The organism is Pseudomonadota bacterium (assembly GCA_026388315.1).
Classification (GTDB): domain Bacteria; phylum Desulfobacterota; class Syntrophorhabdia; order Syntrophorhabdales; family Syntrophorhabdaceae; genus MWEV01.
Genome location: JAPLKA010000019.1, coordinates 1 through 23,779, shown reverse-complemented (window position 1 = coordinate 23,779; position 23,779 = coordinate 1). Strand labels below are relative to the sequence as shown.

The 23,779-nt window shown below is 43.6% G+C and carries 26 protein-coding genes and 1 pseudogene; 20 read left to right on the top strand and 7 right to left on the bottom strand.

The window, feature by feature from the left end:
- The first annotated feature begins 165 nt into the window (after positions 1–165).
- The 6 genes from NTX75_01305 to NTX75_01280 all read left to right on the top strand — a co-directional run bounded on the left by NTX75_01305 (position 166) and on the right by NTX75_01280 (position 6,738).
- Positions 166–519 (top strand): hypothetical protein, encoded by a 354-nt coding sequence (locus NTX75_01305; GenBank protein ID MCX5814866.1) that lies wholly within the window; start codon positions 166–168, stop codon positions 517–519.
- Between the two features lie 98 nt (positions 520–617).
- Entirely contained in the window at positions 618–992 is a 375-nt protein-coding gene (locus tag NTX75_01300; GenBank protein ID MCX5814865.1) for a TrbI F-type domain-containing protein, read from the top strand.
- Positions 958–1,794, top strand: coding sequence for a conjugal transfer protein TraF (traF, locus tag NTX75_01295; GenBank protein MCX5814864.1), 837 nt, complete (start codon positions 958–960; stop codon positions 1,792–1,794). Before NTX75_01300 ends, traF begins: the two co-directional genes overlap by 35 nt.
- Positions 1,709–3,157, top strand: coding sequence for a conjugal transfer protein TraH (locus NTX75_01290; GenBank protein ID MCX5814863.1), 1,449 nt, complete (start codon positions 1,709–1,711; stop codon positions 3,155–3,157). Before traF ends, NTX75_01290 begins: the two co-directional genes overlap by 86 nt.
- A 1-nt stretch (position 3,158) precedes the next feature.
- Positions 3,159–6,386 carry a conjugal transfer protein TraG N-terminal domain-containing protein gene (locus NTX75_01285; GenBank protein ID MCX5814862.1) on the top strand — a complete coding sequence of 1,076 codons (3,228 nt, stop codon included), beginning with the start codon at positions 3,159–3,161 and terminating at the stop codon, positions 6,384–6,386.
- 16 nt (positions 6,387–6,402) lie between these two features.
- Entirely contained in the window at positions 6,403–6,738 is a 336-nt protein-coding gene (locus NTX75_01280) for a hypothetical protein (protein ID MCX5814861.1), read from the top strand.
- 6 nt (positions 6,739–6,744) lie between these two features.
- Here NTX75_01280 and NTX75_01275 read toward each other — a convergent pair whose 3' ends face one another.
- Complete coding sequence (locus NTX75_01275) at positions 6,745–7,443, bottom strand: PIN domain-containing protein (GenBank protein MCX5814860.1); 699 nt, start codon at positions 7,441–7,443, stop codon at positions 6,745–6,747.
- 541 nt (positions 7,444–7,984) lie between these two features.
- Here NTX75_01275 and NTX75_01270 point away from each other — a divergent pair.
- From NTX75_01270 to NTX75_01250, 5 genes and pseudogenes are all read left to right on the top strand, one after another.
- Positions 7,985–8,341 carry a hypothetical protein gene (locus NTX75_01270; GenBank protein MCX5814859.1) on the top strand — a complete coding sequence of 119 codons (357 nt, stop codon included), beginning with the start codon at positions 7,985–7,987 and terminating at the stop codon, positions 8,339–8,341.
- Between the two features lie 86 nt (positions 8,342–8,427).
- Positions 8,428–8,739 carry a hypothetical protein gene (locus tag NTX75_01265; GenBank protein ID MCX5814858.1) on the top strand — a complete coding sequence of 104 codons (312 nt, stop codon included), beginning with the start codon at positions 8,428–8,430 and terminating at the stop codon, positions 8,737–8,739.
- A 330-nt stretch (positions 8,740–9,069) separates the two neighbouring features.
- Positions 9,070–9,279, top strand: a complete 210-nt coding sequence (locus NTX75_01260) for a hypothetical protein (protein ID MCX5814857.1) — start codon at positions 9,070–9,072, stop codon at positions 9,277–9,279.
- A gap of 250 nt (positions 9,280–9,529) precedes the next feature.
- Positions 9,530–10,195, top strand: a pseudogene (locus NTX75_01255) (master DNA invertase Mpi family serine-type recombinase).
- Positions 10,192–10,923, top strand: coding sequence for a helix-turn-helix transcriptional regulator (locus tag NTX75_01250; GenBank protein ID MCX5814856.1), 732 nt, complete (start codon positions 10,192–10,194; stop codon positions 10,921–10,923). The pseudogene NTX75_01255 and the gene NTX75_01250 overlap by 4 nt, the downstream one beginning before the upstream one ends.
- Before the next feature lie 323 nt (positions 10,924–11,246).
- Here the strand turns inward: NTX75_01250 and NTX75_01245 are convergent, their stop codons facing one another.
- Positions 11,247–11,519 (bottom strand): hypothetical protein, encoded by a 273-nt coding sequence (locus tag NTX75_01245; protein MCX5814855.1) that lies wholly within the window; start codon positions 11,517–11,519, stop codon positions 11,247–11,249.
- Positions 11,520–12,336: 817 nt separating this feature from the next.
- Between NTX75_01245 and NTX75_01240 the strand changes: the two genes are divergently transcribed.
- Both NTX75_01240 and NTX75_01235 read left to right on the top strand, forming a co-directional pair.
- Complete coding sequence (locus NTX75_01240; GenBank protein MCX5814854.1) at positions 12,337–12,561, top strand: hypothetical protein; 225 nt, start codon at positions 12,337–12,339, stop codon at positions 12,559–12,561.
- A 594-nt stretch (positions 12,562–13,155) separates the two neighbouring features.
- A complete protein-coding gene (locus tag NTX75_01235; GenBank protein ID MCX5814853.1) occupies positions 13,156–14,172 on the top strand; it encodes a hypothetical protein in 1,017 nt (338 codons plus the stop codon).
- A gap of 425 nt (positions 14,173–14,597) precedes the next feature.
- Here NTX75_01235 and NTX75_01230 read toward each other — a convergent pair whose 3' ends face one another.
- Together NTX75_01230 and NTX75_01225 are read right to left on the bottom strand one after the other, a co-directional pair.
- Complete coding sequence (locus NTX75_01230; GenBank protein ID MCX5814852.1) at positions 14,598–14,921, bottom strand: STAS domain-containing protein; 324 nt, start codon at positions 14,919–14,921, stop codon at positions 14,598–14,600.
- Between the two features lie 71 nt (positions 14,922–14,992).
- A complete protein-coding gene (locus tag NTX75_01225) occupies positions 14,993–15,943 on the bottom strand; it encodes a ParM/StbA family protein (GenBank protein MCX5814851.1) in 951 nt (316 codons plus the stop codon).
- 263 nt (positions 15,944–16,206) lie between these two features.
- On the opposite strand from NTX75_01225, the gene istA reads away from it, so the two are divergent.
- Both istA and istB read left to right on the top strand, forming a co-directional pair.
- Entirely contained in the window at positions 16,207–17,730 is a 1,524-nt protein-coding gene (gene istA, locus NTX75_01220) for an IS21 family transposase (GenBank protein ID MCX5814850.1), read from the top strand.
- Positions 17,723–18,466: an IS21-like element helper ATPase IstB gene (gene istB / locus NTX75_01215; GenBank protein MCX5814849.1), complete on the top strand. Its 744-nt coding sequence runs from the start codon at positions 17,723–17,725 to the stop codon at positions 18,464–18,466. The genes istA and istB overlap by 8 nt, the downstream gene beginning before the upstream one ends.
- Before the next feature lie 134 nt (positions 18,467–18,600).
- On the opposite strand, the gene NTX75_01210 is transcribed toward istB, so the two are convergent.
- On the bottom strand, positions 18,601–18,867 hold the full coding sequence (locus NTX75_01210) for a hypothetical protein (GenBank protein ID MCX5814848.1): 267 nt from the start codon (positions 18,865–18,867) through the stop codon (positions 18,601–18,603).
- Between the two features lie 276 nt (positions 18,868–19,143).
- On the opposite strand from NTX75_01210, the gene NTX75_01205 reads away from it, so the two are divergent.
- From NTX75_01205 to NTX75_01185, 5 genes are all read left to right on the top strand, one after another.
- Complete coding sequence (locus NTX75_01205) at positions 19,144–19,419, top strand: DUF3820 family protein (GenBank protein ID MCX5814847.1); 276 nt, start codon at positions 19,144–19,146, stop codon at positions 19,417–19,419.
- Between the two features lie 77 nt (positions 19,420–19,496).
- Entirely contained in the window at positions 19,497–19,964 is a 468-nt protein-coding gene (locus tag NTX75_01200; protein ID MCX5814846.1) for a PIN domain protein, read from the top strand.
- On the top strand, positions 19,954–20,124 hold the full coding sequence (locus tag NTX75_01195; protein MCX5814845.1) for a hypothetical protein: 171 nt from the start codon (positions 19,954–19,956) through the stop codon (positions 20,122–20,124). The genes NTX75_01200 and NTX75_01195 overlap by 11 nt, the downstream gene beginning before the upstream one ends.
- A gap of 648 nt (positions 20,125–20,772) precedes the next feature.
- Positions 20,773–21,144 (top strand): hypothetical protein, encoded by a 372-nt coding sequence (locus NTX75_01190; GenBank protein ID MCX5814844.1) that lies wholly within the window; start codon positions 20,773–20,775, stop codon positions 21,142–21,144.
- A gap of 477 nt (positions 21,145–21,621) precedes the next feature.
- Positions 21,622–22,491, top strand: a complete 870-nt coding sequence (locus NTX75_01185; protein ID MCX5814843.1) for a sigma-70 family RNA polymerase sigma factor — start codon at positions 21,622–21,624, stop codon at positions 22,489–22,491.
- A gap of 241 nt (positions 22,492–22,732) precedes the next feature.
- On the opposite strand, the gene NTX75_01180 is transcribed toward NTX75_01185, so the two are convergent.
- Both NTX75_01180 and NTX75_01175 read right to left on the bottom strand, forming a co-directional pair.
- Entirely contained in the window at positions 22,733–22,933 is a 201-nt protein-coding gene (locus tag NTX75_01180) for a hypothetical protein (GenBank protein MCX5814842.1), read from the bottom strand.
- Positions 22,934–23,162: 229 nt separating this feature from the next.
- Positions 23,163–23,366 carry a hypothetical protein gene (locus NTX75_01175; protein MCX5814841.1) on the bottom strand — a complete coding sequence of 68 codons (204 nt, stop codon included), beginning with the start codon at positions 23,364–23,366 and terminating at the stop codon, positions 23,163–23,165.
- Between the last annotated feature and the right edge of the window lie 413 nt (positions 23,367–23,779).

Here is a 23,779-nt window from a genome sequence, read left to right as displayed (position 1 = left end):
CTGATTTATTTTATTGATATTTAATCCTTCATAGTTTTTTCGTTTGAACCTCTCCCCGTCACAGACGATTTTGCGGTAGTTGCTTACTATCAGTCCAGAAGTAATACCCCTATATAACAAACAAGTAGATTACGAAAAAATATAAACGTACAAACGGAGGAACCCATGAAAAAATTAATTGCGATGTCAATAATGCTGCTCTTTGTTACTGCTTGCGCCACACCGCGGACCACAACACAGTTTGTGACCACAACAACAGAGAGAGATTCAGTCGAGCCAGCCGCTTTTGTATCCGGTGTTTTGGATATTATCTTCGGTATAGCCGCTCTTCTGACCGGAAACCCTTTCGAAATAATCGGCGGTACTAACCGGGCTCTCGCAGGTGGCTTGAACGTGATGGGTTCAACACAGGACACCGTTATCATTCCCGAGACAACACAACAGGACACACAGGACACAGTTCTCATTCCCGAGGCAACACAGGATGCCGTTCTCATTCCTGAGGGGCAAAACCCATGAAAGTTATCATGCAGGAAAATCACGAGTGAATAAAAAAACCTGGAGCAAATCCGGGTTTTTCTTTTTTTAAAACATTAATACTATGCAAAGGAGAAAGCATGAGAAAGACAAAAAAGTATCTGACCATCATCGTAGTTGTTTCTGTCTTATCGGGGGCTGCTGCGGGTATGCTCTCGGGTCATTACACCGGCGGCAGAAATATGCCCGTCATTCTGTCGGCAGATATAAAGAAAATCACCGAAGAGAAGAAACAGGAGATCATCAGGAAGTATAGGGACAGCGAAGATAAGGAACAGGCTGGAGTGAAGCTGGAGAAGGAATATACTGAATTCCTCAATGCACTGGATAAAAGTCTCGATAATTTTATGAAAAAGAACAAGAACGTGCTGATACTGAGAAAGGAAGCCGTTATTGATGGTAAATATAAGGATATAACCGATGAAATCAAAGAAAATGCTAAAGCATCTCAATAAGGTGTTATCTGCGATACTCATTGCAGTGCCATTCTTTTTTACTACGTTTCTTATGGCGGGCGAGGTCACCACGGGCAGTTTATGGTGGACAGAAAAAGATGACGGCTGGTTCTTCTACAACGAACACGTAGAGATTCCTCTGCCTGAAGAAGAGGAAGATCGCCTCCCAGAGCAGACCGCAAGCAACGTATTGTTCACCGAAAGGATGGAACGAACAGGAAAGGAGCTTATGAGCAAGGCGATGGAGGACCCGACCGAAGATAATGTAAAGGCTTACATGGAGCACAACAAGTCGATGCTGGTCCTCGCGGATAACTTCACGAAGGTATGGCAGAAGGCAATCATGAAGTATCCTAATTTGTTGTTCAGCGAAGGACTGACTCATGCAAGCAGGGATATAGAAAATACGATAAGCTCGCTGAAGGAGAGGGCAGGGCTGTATTTTATTCATTCCTCTTCCTGTCCGGCGTGCAGTAAGCAGGCGGCAGAGCTCAAAAAGTTCGAAGACAAATACGGCATGGAGGTGCTTGCCATAACAGTTGATAAGAAAACGCTGCCGGAATATCCGGATGCCGTAGCAGACAACGGGATCGTTGCGACCATCGGCGTGGAAAGCGTACCTTCCATATATATCGTAATACCTTCCGAAAAGAAGATAGACCTAGTTGCTCAGGGTTTTATAGATAATTTTGAACTTGAAAGGAGGCTGTTTAACTATGAGAGACCTATTGAGAAAGAGGGGATCGAAACGTTTCTCCGTACTGCTGATCACAGTTTTGGCACTGATAATTCTGACCGGTAATACGGCGAATTCGGATGTTGCAAGTGAACTGAGAGGCGTGTTCGACGATCTCGGGATGAGCGGAACGCACTCAGAGGGAGGTGCTTACCACAGCCAGTCAAGAGGATATCTTATGGGAGGTTCTCTCACTGCAAGGGCGCCGACAAAGTACATGGCGCCTCTTACGGTGCAGCTTCCGGATCTCAAGGCGGGATGCGGCGGTGTGGATATGTTCTTCGGGGGGTTCCAGTTTATCAATGCCGAGGAATTTAAAAGGTTTTTACAGAGTGCTGGAACGGCTGCAATCGGATATGCCTTTCATATGGCTCTCGAAGCCGTATGTCCTACGTGCAACAGCGTCCTGAAATCGCTGCGAGGTTTTGCCGATTCGGTGAACAAGTTTGGCCTCGACTCCTGTACGGCAGCAAAAGCAGCGATTAATACTGTGGGGGGACCCATCAAAGCACATCTGCAAACGGCCATTGCTGGTTCAGGTGAGCTTACCGGTCTCGACGGTACGAGCGATGGGTTCTGGTCACCGGTTAAGGGGTGGATGGATACGATGAGTAAGGGGATCGACGATATTCATAAGTCCATCTATGATGCTGCGCGAGACGGCAAAAAGTCGTTGAGTAAGGTTGGAGTATCGACTATGGACAACATAAGGCCGACAGGAAATACACTAAACGAGGCGCAGATGGAGATTGCCATAAGCCTTCTCGGAACAAAGGCGCCGATGGTAGGTGAGGGTGAGGGAGGAGCTGAAACACCGATGGGAGAATGTACCGACTACCCGCCTACCATCACCTTAACAGACATCATCGAAGGGGCAACTGCCGATAATCCGCTTATGGTATGGCGGTGTACAACGGGCAGTTTCAGTGACGGGACATGTGAGAAAATTACAAAGACGACCGTAGAAAGTTTCCAAGGCTACAAAAAATATTCACTGGACATGCTGATAAGCATAAAGGACAAGATGACCGAAGGCACCCCTCTGAGTATCAATGAGAAAAATTTTATAAATTCTACACCTTTAGTTCCGGTGGCTTCCGCTCTGCGTTCAGCGATAAACGCATCGCCCGCATTAGCGGATGCTATGGTCGCCAGCATATGCGATGTGACTGCGGTAGCTTACGCCATGAATGTAGTCTATTCATATATAGGCATCTTTAAGAACAACGCAACAAAGAACACCTGCGGCGACATCCCTGCACAGCGGTACATAAATGCAACAAATGGGCTCATGCAGGAGTTTGACAAATACTCTAAAAACGTGAATGTCGTAAACCAGATAATCTCGTTTATCAATACAATAGACAGGGCGAACAGCGGCTACTCTTCCAAGCGGCTGCAGAACGCCATGAAGCATCTGGGGTGGTAGCGTGGAGGTCTACACATACGGTTCAGGCGAGTTCATCGCCACTATATTCGAAGCGGTAAAAGCCCTTACATCAGGCGGGACGATCCTCGGACTTCTCAAGGTGGTACTCATTGCGGGGTTCTTCGCTGCATTATCGGCAACAGTCATGAGGGCTTTTAACTCGTCTGTTTCGATGCCTTTGGCAGGAGATTCTGGAGATTCCTTTTCACCGATTGTTATCATGATACGCAACTGTGTCATCGGCGCTGTCGCTGTCGGGTTCTTCCTTAATCCGGTTATGGTTACGGATGTCGTTATCGAGGACAGGTACGAGCCTGCGCAATCGAGGGTAGTAACAGGAGTCCCGTACGGTCTCGCTTTTATAGGGTATACAAGCTCCGTGATTGGCGACAAAATAGGAGAAGCATTAGAGGAACTGCTGACACCCGTTGAAGCGGTGAGGTTCAGAACAGGCGGCGGTGTAGGAATAGGTCCAAAATACCTCAACGACCTGTTTGAACTCATGCCTCCGGGTGCGGAAGCGGAATATGGAGGAGTGTCAAACGTTCCTATACGGGGTGTTGTAGAAGCATGGTTCAGTCAATGCATCTATTCGAAGTTTGCACTCATTGAGGGCGAAGGCCCGAGAGCAGAAGGTCTGACAGAATTTACCAAGGGAAACTTCCTGCTTACAGAACCTGCATTAAATCAACCGCCGTTTAACGACCCGAATACCCCGCTTTCGGTACAGTTTTTCGGATATCCCGATGCAAACGAGACTACCTGTGCCAATGCGACTACACAAATTATGACACGGTGGTACAATAACGTATTGTTCGAGAAATGGATAACCCGGTTCAGCGCGAGGTTGTTAGGCACTAAAGAGAACGATGCAACAGTGGTGCCCAGGGTTTACGACATGGTTGACAGATACTTCCCGGACAGCGCCCTGGGATCGCAGGACAAACTGGTACAACTCGCTGTGCTGAATGCAGCGTATTCTGCTTTTGTTAAGATGCAGTCGGAATACTCCCAGGGAGGGGCATCGGAGATCGCTCAGAGGCGGCAGGTTGGCGGGTGGATGGAGATGGCGCGTACAGGCGCGAGAACGCTGATTATCATACGGCAGATCGCCGAGGCTATTATTTATTTCTTTGGTGCGTTTCTTCCTATTTTTATTGCTGCGGCAGGCTTCGGGGTGCTCACTAAATACATCAGGGCGATCTTCTGGCTCCAACTCTGGGTGCCGATCTTCGTACTCCTGAATGCCATATCGGATTTTTATCTCCTGAAAGCGATAGAAAGTGTTTCACAATACACAGGCGCAATCGGAGAGATAGTGCTCAATTTTGCAACCGTAGACAGGTTAAGAATAGAAACAGGGATGGTTGTAGGTTACCTGGGGCTCCTCTCCTTGTCGGTTCCCGCTATTGCCTGGGGAATCCTGAAAGGCACGGATTCATTGGGGGGTATGGTAGGAAGTATAGCAAGCACCCACGAGTCAGGTAAAGCGGGGGCGTCAACATCAACGCAGAGAACCTCAGATCTGGCAAGTTTCAGCGGCGGAGCGATGGTTGCATCAGCACACGGTTCGGGAGTGGGGCAGAGCAATAATGCCGGCGGGATGATGGCGGCGGATAAATATGGTCTTGGCGCCATGCAAAATATGACCGCTGTCAATTTTGAGCATGGGCTTAGCGTTGCAACACCCGGAAGGGGCGGAGAAATAAATGCGGCTGCAAGGCTCGGTTCTGCTACACTGGCGGAGTCTGGAGGAATAGGGTTGACGAGTAACACCATGAAGAACATTGGTACGGGGGATCAATTCGACTACATGAAGAAGAGCGGTGCATTACCCGCCAATATGGATTTTGCAGAATTTGAAAGAACAAAGCATTTAAAAAGCGAGATAAATACACCCGATGGTGTCCAGAAGAATTACTTTTCACCTGATGGAAACCCGTTGTATTCGTCTATAACAGGGTCGGCCAATGGAGGGAAGTACGATATTACGCGTGGGCCTGACGGCGGTCAGATCATGTCAAAGAGGGAAGGTTTTTTCAAGTTTACCGGAGCCGATGGTTCCGAAAGGAGTATCTACGGGACGCTTACGCAAAAAGGCGAAGGGTTCACTGCTGAGGGCGTTGATATAAATAGTGGCAGCAAAGTGTCGATGAGCGGGTCCGCCGGAAACGTAGACGCTATGAAGGGAGAAGTATCGGGATATCGCGTATTCTCTGAACAAGGTTCAACAGGGATAAGCGAGCGCATGAATGTGTCGAAAGGTGAAGCTCTGTCGCAGTTGTCTGAGATGAAGGGAAGCAATTTCTATAAAGGTGTAGAGAAGATGGAAAACGGTCCTGTATCGCTAGCTATTGAAAAGGATACGGCAGGGAATATATCGAATGTGACGGCAACACAGGGAGGACGTTCATCGAGGCTCGACCAGAGGGACACCAATGCGATGACCACGTTCAAGCAGGGATATGATTCATGGACGGGAAGCAAGGCGGTAAGAGAAGACACCGACCTCAACCTGTCGCAGAAAGGGACAAAGTCGTGGGCCGGGTATCAGGGAGTAACTGAGAATTCTAATACCAGAACGGGGGTATTCAAAGATACCGACCCGGAAACCGGTAAACAAGAAATGTTCTACGGAAGATGGCATAGCGACCCTGCAACAGGCAAACAGGTTGCCGCTGATTATACTAATCTCAATACGGGAAGGGTGTCTACGGTAAGAACGACAACCGGAGAAGATGGTGCTGAGAGTAAACATTACGGCGTAGGGCAATATGAGTCTGGACAGGGCGGGGTAGGGCAGGTGAGCAATTTTAAAGAACTAAGCCACGACGAGATACAGAAAGGTGGGTTTGCGGCAAACAGGATCAGTGGACAGTCGGGGCAGGTTATATATGAAGCTGACAAAATGGGGCAGTCGACAAGTGTTGAACATAAATTTAAATACGATACGTCAAAGGAGTTCGTAACATCGGCTGGCGACTTAGCTGTAAATAAAAACAGAGACCTTACCAATTTGGATAATGACCAGATTGCATGGATTATTGGAGTAGGCGCAGCGAACAAAGGCATGGAAGATATGAATAAAATAGTCGGGGCTGGTAGAAACCTGAAAACTCTTCATAATACAACTTTACCAGGGAATAGGCCGGCGCCTCCGCCTGGAACCAAAACGGTTAGCCCTAAAGACCCCACGAAAACCAAACCGCCACGTGCGAAGGGTAGATAAATAAAAGGAGAGCTACATGCTGGAAGTCATGAAGTGTTTAGTTGTGGAAAATGGCTTAATATGCCTGGTAGATGGTGATTATGAGAAATCTATAGAAGATTTAAAAGACGAAGATATTGCTATCTCTTTCATGGAAGGCGGGTTAGCTATCGTCCTGCAGGAGAAAGTGATTATTCCTATACCAGAAGCGACGCTTGATTACTTTGTTGATAACGCCAATCTCACGTTATATCCCTTCAATCCTTTGAATTATATAGAAAAACCTATCGTTACAATATGTTTATCGAGAGATACAATGGTAGAAGCGAGAAGCATATATCGTTTTTCAAAAACACCTGAGGCGGAGCAATAGAAAATGCTATCTATCATTCTTATGGTAGTAATTGCCTTCTAAATAAGAGTACTGAGCGCTGGTCATTACATTATCATCGTCATCAAAGTCGTCTCTACTATAGCGTGGTCTGCTTCGATTTGCATAATATTCTGCCATAAGAGCAGATATAGCGGTAATCACGAACCCTAAAGCTATGGATATTCCAAGATTTCCACGGTTTTTACTGCCTATCTCTATGATCTCATTTTTCCATAATCCCATAACAATTATCGAAAGCATCGGAACCGAAAAGACCACACAGGTTATAAACTTCCAGATCCTTACCTTTATCTCCCTGTCATCTCCGGTCTCTGCCGCCATTCCATACTTTCTTGCAGCGATCCTCATGTTTCTATCGGTGCTCAGCAGGCATACATTACGACCCTGATTCTTCAGATATCTACCCGTTGCTACGATCTGATTATCAGCACCGCTATGAAGCATATCCACGAGTCCGTTTCCCATGTTACTCATGATCGTTACTCTGTTCTTTCTCTGATATTTCTCTATACTCTGAGATGCCCTGCGGGAACACCAGGCAACGCTCTCGTCATTGCTGTTTTTGAGATAGTCAAGCTGTCTTATGACTGCGCCGGGGATCACAACGTTGTGTCCTTTAATGGTTGAGATTATATCGGGATAGTTTATTAAAGCTGAAGTGTCGAGAACATAAGTTTTAGCCATAGTATACTCCTTTTTTGTGTATACTCTCCCTCAGCCAACGGCAAGGAAGGCTTTTTGAAAAATTGTTTATTCTCATTTTTGCTCCTGTTGTTTGCATATATATCCTTACAGGGGGCCGCAAATTAACTCTCCCTATAATTATATTATAACTCAGAATTTCAATACCGTGACATTTCTGGTTACATTTATTTTATGGGGGTTTCAGAGACTGCCGATCAGAGAAGAAACTGAATCCAGCACGGATTAATATACCAACATATTAACAGCCAGTAAAAAGTAAAGTCTGTGATACTCACCGCTTATCGAGAGTATGCTGCCCATAAAAAAAACCAAAACGAACATCCAGCCCATTTTTGCACCTTTTCTGTTAATCGTATCATTTGATTGTTACTGTTCTTGCCCCAGGAATTAATACATATGCAGATAATATTTTAGTAGGATTGTCCGAAAACCACTTTTAATTCTTGTACGGTTGCCATCAAGGACAGCCGTTTGCCAACATATCAAAAACAAAAAAAACACAAACAAAGGAGAGAGGGATATGTTAGACATACTCAGTATTTTCAAAAAGAAGGCAGCAGGGGCAACAGAAACGGCGCCAAAAGTTGACGGAAGACTGCATCACGAATCAGGCTTGCTCGTCAAAAACGGTGAGGTTATGCGTATCCGCGGAACAGCTTACGAACCTGATACAGAAAAGCCCTTCGGTGCATGGGGTCAGGTTACGCTCAGCGACGGGACAGAGTTTTTTTCAAGCTTTTCATTTAAAGATTACCACGGTAAACTGGAGAATGCTCCATACATCGCCTTAGCGCAAGCAATGGAAGAGGCTCAGATCGGTGATGCAGATGCGCTGCAGAAGTTTTGCAAGTCGCATATGTCCAAAGGCCGACGATAGTATAAAGCCGGGTTAGCAAAGCAAAAAAGCTTTGCAACAACCCGGCTTTTTTTGTTGGGATTTGTACAACTCAAAAACAGTAATACATGGTAAAATATCAAGTAGGCAGCGAAATTGAAAGCGGAGGATGCATGACTGAAGAGGCACGACTCAAAGAGCAAAAAAGACTGAGGAATGTAACAAGAGAAGCATTGCTTAAAGATGGCTTACTTGATGGACTAACACCGGAAGAAGAAAGAGAAGCAATCGAAAAAGGCTATCAGGCAATGGTCAAGGTGCTCAACTCTGTAAGGAACGCGTTAAGATCGGGAGAAACAAGAAAACTCGTCCTTACAGATAAAAGCGGAAAAATCATTGAGGTTATTGATGATGTCGAGCAAATGATACACCCTGCATAAAAATATTTTCCCAGGAAGTAATACATATACAGATAATATTTTAGTAGGTTTTCCGAAAATAACTTTTACATAAACGTCCCCGACATCATGTCGAAAAGGACGTCTTGCAATTACACAAACCATACTCTCCTCCTTTAAAAAGGTTATCCGCTAAGGCACACGCCAAGAGGTTGCTACAAACAATCTCATGCTGTCGTGTGTCTCGGGATGCCTCGTGAAAAAAGGAGAATTACCAACTTATCGAACAGCTACGGCGGCTTATATTACCGTCTGCTGCTGTCTAACATAAAAAATAAAAATCTAAATCACGAAACAAAAAAAGGAGGCAGTATGAGGAATTTTATCGTAAAAACTTTAAACACAATTAACACCCTGAAAAACGCAGGTTATGAAGTATGCACAGTTAGCGCACTGGGCGATGGCGGATTTGCTATCTCAGTCGATATGGGGTTTTCGCCTTCAGACGCACCCCACTGGAGAAAGGCATTAGTGAAAGAAGTGAAGAGTCTCATCTCCATAGGTAAAAGCAACTGGGCATAATAAATCACAAAGGCGGTCCTTTTTTTCGGACTGCCTTTTTTGCGTCTTGAGACGCCCCCAACGAGAATTTATTTTAGCTGTAAATCACCGGATTCTGGGTCACAGCAACAACTATATTTCCTCCAACTGTTAAAGAAAACGACCGTTTATTGTAGCGGATAATTCAGTATGTATAATACCCTTTGTTTTAAACAATAATTGCAAAAAAGTAATACTAAGATGGCATATCAATAACGGGGAGGTATTTTAGATGGTAATAGGCTACATACGTGTGAGTACCGACAAGCAATCAACAGAAAATTAACGGTATGAAATTCTCAAATTTGCTGATGAACATAAATGGGTAATCGACGAGTGGATAGAGGAATCCATCAGCGGTATGAAGAATGTCAAAGATAGAAAATTGGGTGCTCTTCTCAAAGGGATGGAAGCATGGGATACACTGGTGGTAACTGAACTATCCAGAATCGGAAGAAGCCTTATGGAGGTCATGAGCGTCCTCCATGACTGCATGGAAAGGGAAATCAAGGTCTTTACCTGCAAGGAGCGTTATGAACTCGGAAATAACATTAATTCAAAGGTGCTGGCTTTTGCATTCAGCCTATCGGCAGAGATAGAGAGAAACCTGATTTCTCAGCGAACAAAAGAAACACTGGCCCGAATAAAACATGAAGGCAAAAGCTTAGGGAGGCCGAAGGGCAGTCGCAATAAATTAACCAAACTCACGGGCAAAGAACCTATTATTAAAGAACTGCTTGAGAAAAGAGTTTCGTTAAGCGCCATTGGTAGAATGATGAACGTGAACAGGATGAATGTTTTAAATTTCATTAAGACCATAAAGTCAGATCCGGGTATACCTGAGCCGTTTTTAATGGAAATAGAAAAGCACAACAGCAAATACGGGGGTGTAAGATGAATTATAATCAGTTATTCAGACTGTCCAGAATAATGCAAGGCAAGACTCAAAGCGAGGTTGGAGCAGCGGCAGGAGTCACACATCAGGCAGTTAATGCTTTTGAGAAAGGATCGGCATCCCTCTCGATGGAAACTCTTCGTAAAATGGCAATATCCATAAACATAAACCCGGACTATCTGATCGATCCTTCTGCAAATCCTTTCCTGTCGCAAGAACTTATAAAAATGGAATTCCCCGAGAACCTGTTTCTTCCCGGCTTAAACTTTCAGATCATATATTTTCTTGCAGAAAAAAATTATGTATTAGAACTATGTTTTCTCATTTCTAACACAAAACTTGGAAACAAAATAACCAGGGGGACCATTGCTGTAAACCCTGTAATAGCGATTGTTTGCCAGGACACAAATCGGAATATTTTTCTTATTAAACGAAAAAAGGCCACTATGGGGTCTATCATCGAGGGTCGCGAACTTAGACTGGAGCTATCTAAATATAAGACTGGAAATAAATCTATTATTATTGAAGACAGAGAGGTCAGCGACAGTCTTCTTAAAAAAATAAGGGATGTTACTGTCACAAAGGATGAATTAGCGCGGTTTTTCAATGAGAGAAATGACGTAGTGCTCGATGAAGGCGAAAGATTAGTTATATCAAAGAAACGCGAAAAAAGAATAGACCACTCAGATATATTACGCTTTATAGACGGTTTTCCGCTCAAAGAAGAATAGTTCGTGTTAACTCCCCCGACATGAACGCCGGGGTTTCCGAGTCAAAGACGAGATGATTCAGAAAATTTAATCCCTAAAAACGAGGTTTTTACAAATTATTGGACAAGACCAATTTTCCGATAAAATTTTAAAAATGACTAAAATTTGTAAAATTTGGATTTTACGATTTTAAAGACATGTATTGCCGTATTTTCAAAATTGCATATTTTACAAGTTTTCTGCTCATTGGCATATCCTCTCATAGTAACCCTTCTGAACATATTTAGCCTGTGGGACTTTTGCTGCTTCTTTCTTGTTAATGCTTCAACCCCGAGCTAATTAACTCATTTTTTACTTTCGGGCGCCACCTCGTCTATTGTCTCCAGGTACCCTATTTTCCTCTTTTCGATTTCTACCATGTCAAATCTTTTATCAGGTTTTATCGGGGTCAAATGTTCCTTCTTCTTGTGTTCCGCAACAAACCTGGAAATGATCCTAAACCCCCCGAATCTCCACTCCAATGACCCTCCTGTTCGCCAATCGACGCATACTTGACAGCCACCTCTCTCTTCGTCGAAATAGTTCACCTCGCAAATCTCTAAACTGGCAACTTTCACCGGGTCATCAAAAACAACAAGATGGGTTCATGTTTCATCGGCAGTGATACACAAAAAGCTATTTTTGGGAAGTTTTAATACTCTCAGAGATAGCTGTTTTTTGCAAAATCGTCTGGAAAAAGCGCCCGAAAAGAAGCCCGAATAAAATAAATAAAATAAATTTTAAATTCTCGCTACAGAAACACTCCGTGATGAAAAAGCAGCTGACAAGGCAAAGAAGTAATACATATTCAGATAATGTCCAGTAGGGAAACCGAAAAAATGTTTTTCCAATGTAAAAGTTTTACCAGAATTAAACTTTTCATAGGGGGAAAACTATTGCCACATTGCTGACTGCTACACCTCCAGCATGTCAGCAAAGACAAGCCGCCCCCCTAAAAAGAACGCCTAATAAGCACAGGTAAGCAGCAAAGACACTGTTACCACAAGGATATATAAATAATCCACCTACACGGGTGCCAGTTAGAGATCGTGCGGGTGAGACACAAGCGAAGGTGTAATATGATTACCTTCACTCAAAAAACACTCAGAAAGGGGATAACAGTCACACAAGGCTGCGTAAACCTTCTAATAAGCACGGGTAAGCAGCAAAGACACATTTATTGCAATGGGATATATCACAACAATCAACCAAGACAATCCCACGATCTAATAAACGCGGGCTACCCCCCTAATAAGCACAGGTAAGCAGCAAAAACACATTTATTGCAATGACATATATATCTCAAACAATCAAACAATCAACAAATCACAAAAACCCAAGGGGTAGGTATATGCCCCAAAATCATATCAAAATAAATAATAAGGAGAGTGGATAATGGATATGTACGATTTAATGTGTTTATGCGTAGTGCTTGCTACTCTGGCGTTCATATACTTGCTTATTCTGATATTTGCATCAGAGCGTAAGTTGCGAAAAGAGGAAATAGCCTATGACAACAGAGTGTTTACAGAAGTGATTGAAGCTGCAAAACAGCCCGGGAAAGTTAAAACCGGGGCATCAGTGGGTGTTCGCACTCCATACCATTGGAGCGAATATTAGATTAAAACAATCAAAATATGCAAATGAGTAAACAGCCTTGACCTTTCTCACTCGATTTAAAATAAATAAATGCACACTGTCCACTTAATCCAGGGACGGTAATTTTGGCAATATGAGTACAAGGAGGTAGGATGGGCTTGCTCACGCCGTTAAGTGGGTCGTGGAAAAACTAAACTATGTTAAATAGGGCCCGGGTTGCGTACTGACTTCGATATCGCAAAGCGGCAAAGAAGTAATACATAGAACAATATCAAAGGCTTAAATGAATCAGGAAAAGTTAGAAAATATAAGGCAATTATCAAATTATAGCAAAAGGTGGTCAATATGATGAATTTGCAGTGGATAACGGGAAATTGGACATGGTTTTTGGCTCCGCTGTTAATAATTGGCGTATTGCTGAACAACAAAAAAAGACAAAAGATGCTTCTGTTTATAGATCATAACAAATTTCTGCTGGATGATAGTGGACCTTCAAGCGCATAAATTCGATACAAGGTTATTGGCTCAATCAGCACAGCACACAATATTCTTCGTACTTGCACGGCACGGCCTGTTTTCGTGGAAAAAGATTGAAAAAGACAATGGAGGTGCACAATGATTAAAACCGTAAAGTTTTACAATAAACCTGATGGACCCAAACTCGACGGACACGAGAAATGTGAGAAACAGCATAAAAAACGTTTTGAAAAACCAATAGTGCCTAATGTAGGTTACAATGCCGGGGTGGGATACGCTATCGCCATGACAGTCACATTCCTCAAAAATGGCATCGGTGTATCAAGGCGGGCCGTAACTAAAGAAGAGGGCAGTACGTCACTTATCCACAGTTACAAGACACTAAAAAGATATGTAGGTATCATGAATAATTTCAAGGACACGGTATTGGTCGATACAAAGCGTATTCACCAGATCACCGAAGAGCATGTTGAGACCTACTTCGGCAACATGGTAAGCGATGGTAAAGGTGAAAAGACCGTAAAAGTCAATGCCTCCGCGCTTAACAAGCTGTTTAATGCTTTTAGCCGGCATGATCTCATAGCATATATAGACGAAAACAGATCAACGTGGGCAGGTGATGCAATAGCTTCGAATCGAACAACACCATTTGGCGATCCCAATAGGGTGATCAATGCAATAAGAGAAAAAGCATTTAAAGCAGCAGCAACCATTCAACTGAAGACAGGCGCTCGTGTATCTGACATCAAAAAGGTAGTGAGTTCAGTCATAGCACATCCATCGTTGGAATCTATTATCATCCTGAAATCAAAGGGCGGGAAGGATAGGGAACTTGATTTCTCTGACAGAATGGCAGTTTTAGGCATTGTGCTGGAGGCGGCTAAAGTCATACAGGCATATCTATCTGAAAATAATAATGACTGGAGCAGCTTTCAGATAAAGCACACAGATGCAGTACATAGAGCTGCTGAAAAGGCAGGGGAAATATATTGCGGCACTCACGCATTCAGGGCGAATTATGCAAACGACCAGTATGAAAAGGGTATTAAAGAGGGAAAGGACGAAAACGATGTCCTGAAAAGGATAACCGAGGATATGGGCCACAGAAGGATTAGCATGGCAAAGTATTATCTCACTAATTTCAGAAAAACATAAACGAAGAATGAGCGAAAAGGGAGGGGGCAAAACACCTCCCCCCTTTTTTATGAAGCGGGCCGGAGACTCAAAATTACAAAAACTATCAATTTTTGTAAAGCTCCCATGCATGCATCCGCATCGTGCAAAAAATGGCAGTTTTTGTAATAGAGATTTCCTAACACCTCATAATTACGAGCGTTTTAATAAATTAGCTGTTGCCGACGCCCTTTAAAGTCATATCGAATATAACCTCTGTGATTTTGTAATCTGTGATTGTAAAAGAAGGGTAGGGGGGAGTATTATTTGTACAAGGCGCTCGCTGGCAGCATTATTTGACTCGTTGGAGTAGTGCACTATATGTCTCTTTCGCAGGAAAAACGTTTATAGCGCAATTCTGAGGAGGGGCGCTTAATTCACACAATGATATCAGCGCATTCAGAACATCATGAGTGAAAAAGGTTCAAAAACTCCATGATGGACTCGAACCCTTCCCGAATATTCGGCGACACATTGACCAGGCGCACCCTCCCCTGCATAGCCGACACGATGTCGCTTATTGCAAACAGAAAAGCGATGCCCTTGATATCAATTGTCACCGTATCTGCCATGTCGAAAACGATCTTTTTAACCCCATCGTCTATTTCCTTCTTCAACTCTTCAGCCAGAGCCGGCACCTCGTTTGATGTCAGTCTCATCCCTAATTTAACACGTACAGTATCACCAACATCAGACGTATCAATGGGTTTTGTGGGTTTCTTTCTCTTCACTATCTGCCCTCCGTTCATTCATAAAACAACGTACAGGTTCTTGCATCTTAAACATTATGAGCACATCCCTTTTATAATTTTAACCCGTATTCCGTAAAACCCCTCGCATTGGCGAACAGTGGATCGACCACCACAGAATCCCTTGACAAGCCGCCCATGTAAGATATGCCGCCTCCGCCGAAGACAACCTTCTCTACTACATACCCGTTTTCTGTTGCGTCCGAGACGTATTCGGCAATGGATTTTTTAACCCTTCCCAGATAATATTCATTGAGAATCTCTTCTGTATCAATAGTATGTTTATCGTGATCGCCCTCAGGCAATATCACAGGCGATATCCTGCCGTATTTTAATAGCCTCTCCACTATCCTGTCATTGTCTTGCGACAGAAAGATGCCGTACTTTTTGATATAGGCATCCCGTACCATACTGTAGAGCGACTTCACACCGAGGGGATAGCTTCTTGCCATATGCGCCTTGTAATATTCCTTATCGAACAACACGACATCCATCGTATGATATCCGATATCGACAACCGCAACAGTCTTGCTGAAATCCGATGCTCCGTTGCCTGTAGTGAGATGAGAGAAGAATATGCCAGCGCCCTGGGGAACGAACTCTATCGTCGATGGCATATATATTTTCGTACCATCTTCCGTCCGTACTTCCATTTTCATGATTACTTCCTTTAGATGCTGTATCCTCGCATCGTCATAAGCCTGTGGAGGCAGACCGAGAACGATCACCTTTTTGAAGGCGGTAATTTTAGAGAGAGAATAGCCGACTATTGCAATATATTCTTCTGTTGCGGTAAAATTGAAGCCTGCCTTTGTGCTGCCATCCACATCTTCACCGACGATATACTTTCTGCCGTTGACATGAATGACCTCGAATGATTCTTTGAAGGATCGTTCCGGGATGTACTTGCTTACGAGAGAGGGGAAAATGAATTTCCGGTTGTACTTTCCGTCGAAGGTGACAATCTTTGTATATCCGTAGCCAATATCAATACCTGTTATCATGAGCTTTTCTCCTTTTATATGTAAAATCCGGAAAAGGTCGAACACCTAATCCGGTCAACCTCGAACACCTAATCCGGAAAAGGTCGAACACCTAATCCGGAAATCATCGAACACCTAATCCGGAAAAGGTCGAACACTTTTTGCTCATTCACCGGATTTGGTGTTCGGGTGAAAACGGATTTCTTATCCTCCCTGCCTGACGTGATACACTGCCCCCAAAAGTTATGGAGGCATAGTTGAAAAAGAAAGGGAGGAAGCTGACAATGAGAAAACTGAAGGAAGCTGCACGGCTGTGCCTGGAACACAATCTGGGTGTGCGCCCTATTGCCCGGGCATGTAACATCTCCACCTCTACCGCCTCGTTGTATGTGGAGAAACTGAAGGCATTGAGCGTTCCATATAAAGAAATATCTGATATGGACGAAGAGGTGCTTTCGGGTCTGCTCTTTCCCAAAGAAGAGAAGACAGGAGGAAAACAGTTACCTGATTTTAACTACCTTCACGGGGAATTAAAGAAGAAAGGGGTAACCCTCCAGCTTCTCCATGAGGAGTACAAAAGAGATAACCCAAACGGGTATGAACGCACCCAATTCTATCATCTTTACGATGAATGGGCCGGAAAGGCAGATCCTGTCATGAGGTTTACCCATAAGGCGGGAGAGAAGATGTTTGTCGATTTCTCCGGAGACAAGCCTCGCTATCAGGATCCTGCAACAGGCAAAATTATCGAGGCTGAGCTCTTTGTCTCCGTTCTGGGGGCAAGCTCCTATACATTTGCCCGGGCAGTGCCGGATCAGACAAAAGAGAGTTTTGTGGACTGTAATATCAAGGCTCTGGAATTTTACGGAGGATGTCCTGAATGCCTGGTCCCGGATAATATGAGAAGTGCGATAACCCATGCGTGTTACTACGACCCCGAGATCAACAGGACCTTTGCCGCAATGGCAGAACATTATCGCGTTGCCGTCCTTCCAGCGAGAGTAGCGAAACCACGGGACAAAGCGAAAGTGGAAAACGGTGTGCTCCAGGCCCAGCGCCGCATACTCGCCGTACTCAGAAACAGGACGTTCTTCAGCATCACCGAACTCAACAAGGCCATCTATGAGGAGACCGAAAACCTGAACCTGAGGCCCATGAAACTCATCAATAAATCCCGGCATGATCTCTTCATTGAAAGTGATAAGCCCGTATTAAAACCCCTTCCGTCAGAGCGGTTCGTCATCGCATCATGGAAAAAGGCGAAGGTCCATATCGACTATCATGTAGCGGTAGAGAAGACATACTATAGCGTCCCCTACACCCTGATCGGCCAGTCGGTGGATATCAGATATACGGGTTCCGTGGTGGAAATGTATCACAAGGGTAAAAGGGTAGCTTCCCATGTAAGAATGAATAAACCGGGCGCTTTTGTAACGGAGAACCTCCATATGCCCCATAGGCACCGGCAGTATCTCGAATGGACCCCGGAGAGAATCAGGTTGTGGGGAGCAAAAACGGGACCCTCTACAAAAGAGATGATGGATCAGATCATGGAACACCGGGACCATCCGGAACATGGCTTTCGAAGCTGCCTCGGGATTATCCGTCTTTCAAAGACATGCTCTCCTGAACGGGTAGAGGCTGCATGCAAAAGGGCATTGGAAATAGGGGCATACAATTACCGCAGCGTAAAGTCCCTCCTGGAACGTAATCTCGAAAACATACCTCCAGCCCACAAAAAAAACATCATTGTCCTCCATGCCAATATACGGGGAGGCAGTTACTACCAGGAGGTGGCCCATGATTGAGGCAATCGTTGAAAAACTCATTGCCATGAAGCTTTATGGTATGGCAGAGGGTGTAAGGGAGCAGATGAATAGTTCCGCATACCGGGACCTAAGCTTCGAAGAAAGGTTTGGTTTTCTTGCTGATAAAGAAAAACTTTACAGGGAAAACAGACAAATAAAGACTCTTCTCGCCCATGCCCGTTTCAGGCACCCCAATGCCTGTTTTGAAGATATCGACTTCAAGACCAGGCGGGGACTCAACAAGGGCACAATGCTTAAGTTCATCCAGAACGAATGGATAAGGAGCCATCAGAACATTATTATTATCGGGCCTACCGGTGCCGGAAAAACTTTTCTTGCCTGTGCCCTGGGGAATAGCGCCATAAGGCAGGGGATGCGCACCCTCTATGTGAGACTGCCGCGACTGGCACAGGAGCTCAGGATTGCGAGGGCCGACGGGAGCTTCGGAAAACTCCTCGAACGGATCCAGAGGATGAGATTGCTCATAATTGACGACTGGGGTATTAACCCCTTTACAGATGCTGAAAGGAGAGACATCCTTGAGATTGTGGAAGACAGACACGGTGTACGGTCTACTGTTATTGCAAGTCAGTTCCCCATCGATACATGGCACGATATCATAGGAGACCCGACCCTTGCAGACGCCATATGCGACAGGGTCATCCATAATGCCCATAAAATTATACTGACACCAGGAGAAGAATCTATGCGAAAAATACATTCAGGCTTGACTTAGGTCGAACACTTTTATAATGTAGTGACGGCAGGGAAAGGATTACTGAAACTCCGTTCGGATAAAACCGGATTGAGTGTTCGGATAAAACCGAATTGAGTGTTCGAATAGACCGGATTTTAGATTTTTATATTGTATTAATAATTTGCCGGGTCGTTTCTGACAATGCCGCCGAGCATTTTCCCGATGTCTATTTTTCCGGTGTTCACATTCTTTCCTGAGGGGCTACTGACGCTTGTTTCAGTTTCAGCCTGAGGAAACTTTTTCATGTATGACCTGATCGCATCGATTATTACTTTTCCCCGTTCCGATCGGGGAAAATCTTCGAGAAAGTCGATCAGTTCCTTGTGCCGTTCATTGTCTACCGAAAACCTATAAGCAATTCTCTTCATTATTCTCTTCATGTCTGTTTTCTCCTTTCGTATGTTCTATGGGTGTATTACTTCTCTTGTGACAGAACAGTAAGAAACACTGAGGAACGTTATTTTTGGATGAAAAGAATGTTGCGAATCTTAACGTGACGTATCATGAGAGGATTAAGAGAGGGAAATATTGTCCCTCCGATGGAACAACGCCGGTCTGTACTCAGGGGGGATGCAAAATCGTAGTTTTTACATTTTTTGAAAACTCAAACTGCAAGCCAACAGAAGGGATGTAAACGACCAAAGGCGATATGCCCCATGAAAATCTACAAACTGAAAAGAACTGATAGACCTTCCGAGCCTTCCGCTAACCCATCTGTTATGCCTTTCGGCAAATACAAAGGCCAACCTATTGATACAATCCCGGACAGATACATCATTATGCTTGCCGATGATTTCGGACAGGACAATCAAGGTGTTCTTCCCGATAACAGGTTCAATTTCAAGGTGCCTCTTGAGATCAGGGAGAAGGCAAGAGAAGAATTGAAAAAGCGTGGATATAAAAAGAAAGGTTCGCGATGGGAGAAGGATTAAATCGACAGATAATATCGCAAGGAGATTTTTTGTCGTAAATATTATGGCAGTTCATGCTATAATAAAGGAATATTCATATGCTGAGAAAACTGAAGATATATATTGATACAAGCGTAATCGGCGGATGCCTTGATGATGAGTTTAAGGAAACCTCTAACCTTCTCATAAACAAATTCAAGAAAGGGGAAATGATTGCGATGGTATCGGAATTGACAATTCTTGAAATACGGAACGCCCCTCAAAAGGTTCGTGCAGTATTGAAAAGTATTCCTGAAGAAAGCATAGCACATGTTGAGTTAAACGAAGAAGCGGTCAGCCTTGCAAAAAGGTATATAGCTGAAGGGGTAATAAATGAAGGGAAACTCGTTGATGCCGAGCATATCGCCATTGCAACCATTAACAGCGCTGATATACTGGTAAGCTGGAATTTTAAACATATTGTGAATCTCCAGAGAATCCATGGATATAATTCTGTAAATCTTAAAAACGGTTACCCCATAATGGAGATACGAAGTCCACGGGAGGTGGTCGAGCATGAAGAGTGAGAAGAAGTTTGATGCAGTTAAAATGATGAGAGAAATACGGGATACATTAAGTAAAGAAATGAGCCATATGAGCTATGAAGAACAAAGAGAGTTCATTACAAAAGGGTTAAAAACAAAACAAGAAAAGCACAAGCTCAAAAGGGATGTCATGGTTGCCTGAATAGATATCATACCCGTATAACATTGGTCTGTTCCTCTTCAAGGATCTTCGCATAATTTTTGGCCGCTTTCTCTATCAACTCCATTTCTCAAATAATATCACCGCCTTCTCTAATACTTTTCAACATTACCTGTTCATAAGTTGTTTAAAAGCGATAGAAGCAGGTCTTTAACACCTTGGAATATCAATGTTCTATACCAGATTCCCTATTATACAGGCTTTACAAAATATCATTGAAATTAAAGGTATTATGATATTATGTCTCCTGGAAAACCAGTCATGGCTCCGCGTATATTTATCTTTACAATATCCTGATGTTACATATGCTCTAATTTTCACAATCAGCACAATGGCTATAGGTAAGGGTTTGCAGAGTGGCAAGAAAAGGGGTGAAAAAGAGGTTTGTTGTTAGCGGTAAAAGATTGCAGGTAGTTTGTGGGGTATGTAATTTTAAGGACTTGATACAGAAGTAAAAATTTGCCGGTAATTCTATTTCAGAAGATGTGGTTGTACTCTACAGATTGTATGGGTTATGGGAATTATCCTTGGATATATATATTAAATCAGCAAAGATTCAGGACATGCTCCTGTATTTAATAGCTGATGTAAGGGATAGATTATACCGCTCAATCATGGTAATATACCGATATGATCACGGGTATCGACCCTTTTTATTATTCTGGTATTATAAACAGCGTAATCCTTTCAGAAAAGTCACAACACACTCCCCAGAATATTACCAATAACAGACCGGATGATTCCAGAAAGGTCAGACCATCTAATGAGAAGAGTTCCGTACGTCCCTTTGCTCCTGAAGCAGACATAAAGATTTCTCTTTCCGGCTCTGTGATTACCGAACCGAACAGCGTGCTTGCCGATCTTTCAGGTGTTGGACATTCACGGGAAATGAAACAGGAAATGCCCAAAGCAGTCTTTCATTATAAGAGCTCACAGTCCTCAGAAGGATTTATGGCGATAATTGACGAGCCTGTTACATACACTTTTGAGATCATAGTCTGAATTGAAAGCTGAAAAAGAGGGGGGCCACAATACCCTTACAGATACCGTGGCGAGCCGGGTGGCATTTCTTCTTGGGGGAAGGGGGGGTGCCGGTACCAGCCTGATATAGTATATTATAAGGATACGCTCATGTGTAAGGAAAAATAAGCACGTTCTAATGCAGGTCATAATGTCTTTTCAATGATGATAATACAATTTCAAGTTGCCCGGGGAGTTTGAACAAACATTTACACAATAACAATATCAAAAATCGTCGCTGAGACACAGCAACATAGAATTACCTTTAACCAGACCGTAAGTACCGGACAGAAACCTTTTCATACAGCAAACTTAGTTGGCATACACATACTGCAATTGGCACCAGTCACCTTCTTGCAAAGACCCATTATAATTATTAATTAGTTGATATAACTGTATATTAACTATTCATACCCATTGGCACAATTATTGCCTATTAGAAGTATAGAGGTGATGGCAATGGAACACAAAGGATATGCAGCATGCAGTCATGAGGATTCTAACGGTGAATCGTACGGTTATAACGACGAAGTAAATACCTATTCCCTGTATATAAAGGATGTCAGGAAAACCCGGCATCTTTCGCGTGATGAGGAGACAGAACTACTGAAGAAGGCAGGTACGGGAGATGTTGAAGCAAAAAAGAGGGTTATCGAATCAAACCTGAAGCTTGTTGTAAGTATTGCAAAAAAGTTTTCAAACAGGAATAACCAGTTGTCTGATCTTATCGGTGAAGGAAACATAGGACTCTTAACTGCCGCTGAAAAGTTTGACCTCGAAAAAAATGCAGGCTTTGCGACGTATGCAACGTACCATGTATTGCAGAAGATTGTAAGGGCATCATATGTACAGTCTGGTGTGGTTAAGAAACCTGTTTATGTATGGGATAGAGCACGACGGTTAAACAAGGCTGCCAACAGTTTTGTCAGTCAGAAAGGAAGAGAACCCACAATAGAGGAGGTCTCGTCTATGATAGGAGTATCGTTGAAATCACTGAATAACCTTATGGAGACAAGAAACAACTGCTCTATATACAGTCCCTACGTCGATATTGAAAATATCCATGACTATGGGGATGGTGTGCAGGATGATGCGCTGGATATTCTCATATCAAAGGAAGAGCAGAGGAATGCCCGGATCAAAGTCAGTAAGGCCATGTCAGGACTTTCCGAAAGGGAAAGGAACATAGTTATGATGAGGTTTGGTTTAAATGGCGAACCGGCCGTGACACTTCAGGAAGCCGGTAAAAAACTGGGTCTTACCCGTCAGAGGGTTCAGCAGCTTGAAAAGCGTGTTGTGTGCAAATTACGTGATGCATTGAGCGATTAAGCAGTAAGGTATTGATACACGATTCTATCAGATACATAACTATAACTCCACTTTTTTCAAGACTGTGAATTTCAGGAACAAACTGATTTTTTCCTATGTTTTTTCAAAATGGTCTATTATTGAAAAAACGTAATGATTTTCAGATGAGACTGTCGAAAATGCCAGTTGGTGCGTGTTTGATGCAGGCGCCAAAACGCTGTTACAGGAAGGAATCATCCTCAATCTCTTTCAGATCCTTCCCTCACTCATCCTCTCCTCTATGCTCTGCCTCATCATTGTCTATCCAATCTTCCTCTACCCAGACCATTCCTCTCCTTCCCGGTACTGTCCTTACTTTCCCTGATTTATAGAAGCTACAGCTTTTAGGACCATAACAGAACGCCTCAAAACGGTATTTCACCTTATCCGGCTTCCACTGGTCAATAATTATCTCTACCGGCATATCACAACCCCAGATACATGTTATACAGTGTGCTTGATACGCTCTTGAATCAAGGCGACGGTGACCCCTTTCCCTATAGACATCTAATAATGGTGGGATACCCGTAAATGGCGGAACAGATGCTTGTATTTCTGACCCACATTTGAAGACTTTCAGTTTTACAGTCTTATAAAATTCAACAGGCTCTTTCCTATTATCTTCAACAGGCTCTGATTCACCTGATACAACATCACCTGATCGGAACTGTAATTTTTCCGTGTGCTGCTTTACCGATACCGACAAGGAACTTTCCCGTCTCTTCTCCGATAATGCCATCTATCAATAATGTATATCCAAGATAGGCATGGCTTCTTTGATCAAAAGAACGGGTAAGCCTTATTCTCGGTTGAATTGCAATAACCTTTCCATGCCAGGGTAATTTATGCTTATGCATAGCCACATTACCACGACCCGGCGATATCGTAGAGTATAAAACCTGAAAGTACAGCGGACTGCTATAACGCAATCGAGGTGGTCATGCAGTGGAGCCAGGCAGAAGCAGAGATGGATGGTTACTCCAAAAAAGACTGAATGCGGCGGATGATCATATACTATATTTACAAGAAGAAGGTATTGTGAAAGAGAGAGAAAACAGACAAAAGGAAAACAGGTATAAATAACTAATATTAAGAGAAAAAGCAGGTTTTGCTACGTATAGCAAGTGGTAATCCTGATGTTGGATTATGGCCGGCGTCTAAAATAAAATGATTCCCCAAAGGTCAGTTAGATGCATTAATTACCGTGCAGCACATCCATCCATCTTATTGCTTCCGTATCGGTGATTTTCCCCAGGTACATCTGTGTGGT